The 2,267-nt window shown below is 56.0% G+C and carries 4 protein-coding genes; 2 read left to right on the forward strand and 2 right to left on the reverse strand.

Annotation, left to right across the window (positions count from 1 at the left end; all coding sequences use genetic code 11):
* Positions 1-239 precede the first annotated feature (239 nt).
* Complete coding sequence (locus EN906_RS31465) at positions 240-449, reverse strand: hypothetical protein (protein WP_164748682.1); 210 nt, start codon at positions 447-449, stop codon at positions 240-242.
* Between the two features lie 649 nt (positions 450-1,098).
* Between EN906_RS31465 and EN906_RS31470 the strand changes: the two genes are divergently transcribed.
* Together EN906_RS31470 and EN906_RS31475 are read left to right on the forward strand one after the other, a co-directional pair.
* A complete protein-coding gene (locus EN906_RS31470) occupies positions 1,099-1,320 on the forward strand; it encodes a DUF768 domain-containing protein (protein ID WP_127267017.1) in 222 nt (73 codons plus the stop codon).
* Complete coding sequence (locus EN906_RS31475; protein WP_127267018.1) at positions 1,317-1,544, forward strand: DUF768 domain-containing protein; 228 nt, start codon at positions 1,317-1,319, stop codon at positions 1,542-1,544. The genes EN906_RS31470 and EN906_RS31475 overlap by 4 nt, the downstream gene beginning before the upstream one ends.
* Positions 1,545-1,556: 12 nt before the next feature.
* On the opposite strand, the gene EN906_RS31480 is transcribed toward EN906_RS31475, so the two are convergent.
* The gene (locus tag EN906_RS31480; RefSeq protein ID WP_127267019.1) at positions 1,557-2,264 is read right to left on the reverse strand and encodes a Crp/Fnr family transcriptional regulator; all 708 of its coding nucleotides are present in this window, start codon (positions 2,262-2,264) and stop codon (positions 1,557-1,559) included.
* Positions 2,265-2,267: the final 3 nt, after the last annotated feature.

The raw sequence follows: 2,267 nt of genomic DNA on the forward strand, positions 1-2,267 counted from the left end.
GTGGTATATTCCGCCGCATGCGAGTTTTGTTCATCGCCTTCGCGGTCCTGTTTTTTATGGCTATCGGCTTTTGGCTGACGGCCAATTTTCTTATCAACAACTCCACTTCGGCGGTGATCATCCAGCCGACACGGGCGCAGCAATAGGAGCGGATATTATTGAAGCCGCGGTGACGACCGCGCCTGATCGTCCCTCGCCACCGCCCCCGTCGTCAGAAGCTTGGCGCCACCCGATAGCAGCTACCCATTCAGGGCCTCAGGTTCGGCGAGGAAGGATGCAGCGATCAGGTCGTCGCCCGCAATCTGGCCGCGACCGTCTTCCATGATGGCTGCAACCTTTTGGAAGGTTTTCATTTCTGCCTCAGTTATGCGTGCCGCCCGCATTTTTGCCTGGAGATCAGCCAGACGCGCCACGAGCGCTTGGGACGTCTCGTCTTCAAGGTTCATCATCTTCATTTGTCCGGTTGAGTAAGCAATTGACCGTTCTGTGCGCGGGCCACTCAAACACAGCTCTGCGCCAAACGTTCCCTATATGGGCTTCGGTCTCAACAACGATGGGACCAAAGTCTCCCCCAGTGACGCAATGGTCCGACATCCGGATCTAGCCGGAACACCTGGATAAAATGATTGTTGTTTCAGTCGTGAAATCGGCACAGCTAGGTCTCTTCCTGTGCTGAAAGGACCCGCGAGCCGCTACAGTGGTTGGCGGGTTCTCTATTTCATGTGCCAGCGCCAGGAGCTTAATTTTGCCGCCCATGAATGATAATCAGCCGCCCAACAGGGTGGTACACCAGCCGCCGCCGGGTTGGCAGAGCGCCGGGGTGCTTCTTGCAGCCGCTGCTCTGGCGTCATCCTTGGCCGCCCTGCTATTGGCATCTTGGATGTCAGGTTGAGGGCTCCCGGAGAGGCCGCAGTCTCCGTTCTGCCCACAACGTTCGGCATCAAAAGTCTGCTCCACCAAAACGAGCAGAGGCTTGTGCTTTGGCCGTTCGTCAAATGACTTGGGGCAAGTCCCGCATGTCTCACAGCGGGCAGAGCCAACCATCAAGAATTATCTAGAATTAGCGGAACCTAATATCGCGCCGACTCTTGTGCCGAGATGAGCGCGCGCGGAATCAACTTTCTCCATCGATGGATGACGAACAACGTTCCGGAGACGACCAAGGCCGACGTGATCGCCGTTGATGAACTCACGCATAAGCTAATAGCCGACGCCAGGTCCTTGGGGATCAAACGGGAAGAAATAGACGAGGAGGTGGACAGCCTCTATCGCACTATCCTCGATGCCATCGTCCACTATGATCCTGGTGTGGCCGAATGAGCGCTCGCGGCTGCATGTTCATCGACGATTGGATCGCGGGCCATCTGCCGGTTACCACAACCGGCGACCCAATCGCGGCCAGCGACCTTGCGGACCAGATGATGGACGCCGCACGAGATGGTGGAATCAAGCCCGACGAGATATATGAAGAGGTCTGGAGCGTATCCGAAGTGATATTCGAGGCGATACGGAAAAGTAGCGTCGCCCGAGCGACCATTAGATAACGACCTATAGCATCATTCTCCAAGCAGCCGAACATAGTGTGCCTCCGGCTGCCCATAGGTGCCATTTGCAGATGCTTTAAGACCATTGCGGTCTCGGATATCCACTTCGCCCCGTCGGGAATAAATGAGACCCCGCCCTTCCAGCACCTGCAACCCAACCGTGACTCCTGGGCGCCTTGCTCCGAGCATAATTGACAGGAACTCATGAGTGATCGCAAGGCGTTCGCCGTGGACCCGATCATCACACATCAAAAGCCATCGCGCCAAACGTTCTTCAAGGTTCGATCGTGCGTTGCTCAGGGCCGTATAGCTGGTCTGGATGTGGAAATAGTGGACATAGCGCAAGAGGAAGAGGCGCAGCGTCGGGCTGTTCGCAAGAGCCTCCTTGAAGGGCTCAGCTCCGATGCGGTAAGCGCTACCGGGCGATTGTACGTAACATTGATGCGCCGCATAGTCAGCGCCCATCACGAGCGCGCCACCGGTCATTCCCTCAAAGCCGACGAGCCCAACCTCTGTTTCTTTTCCTGACGCTGTGGCCACCACGGAAGCAATGCCGTCCTCCGGGAAATAGACCGTCTCGATATTAGAATCGGCCGTCTCCAGATTCATTCTCAGATTTAGAGCACATCGCTCAAGATGCGGTTGCAAAAGCGCTAGGTCATCGGAGTTGAGCCGACGCAGCAATTCGTTTTTATAGGAATCATTCACTAGATTGGTCATAGC

This window comes from Mesorhizobium sp. M7A.F.Ca.CA.004.06.1.1 (assembly GCF_003999135.1).
In the GTDB taxonomy this organism is placed as follows: Bacteria; Pseudomonadota; Alphaproteobacteria; order Rhizobiales; family Rhizobiaceae; genus Mesorhizobium.

Excerpts from the sequence above, each read along its gene's own strand:
- EN906_RS31470 (WP_127267017.1), top strand. The coding sequence starts at position 1,099 with ATGAGCGCGCGCGGAATCAACTTTCTCCATCGATGGATGACGAACAAC.
- EN906_RS31480 (WP_127267019.1), bottom strand. The coding sequence starts at position 2,264 with ATGACCAATCTAGTGAATGATTCCTATAAAAACGAATTGCTGCGTCGG.
- EN906_RS31475 (WP_127267018.1), top strand. The coding sequence starts at position 1,317 with ATGAGCGCTCGCGGCTGCATGTTCATCGACGATTGGATCGCGGGCCAT.
- EN906_RS31465 (WP_164748682.1), bottom strand. The coding sequence starts at position 449 with ATGATGAACCTTGAAGACGAGACGTCCCAAGCGCTCGTGGCGCGTCTG.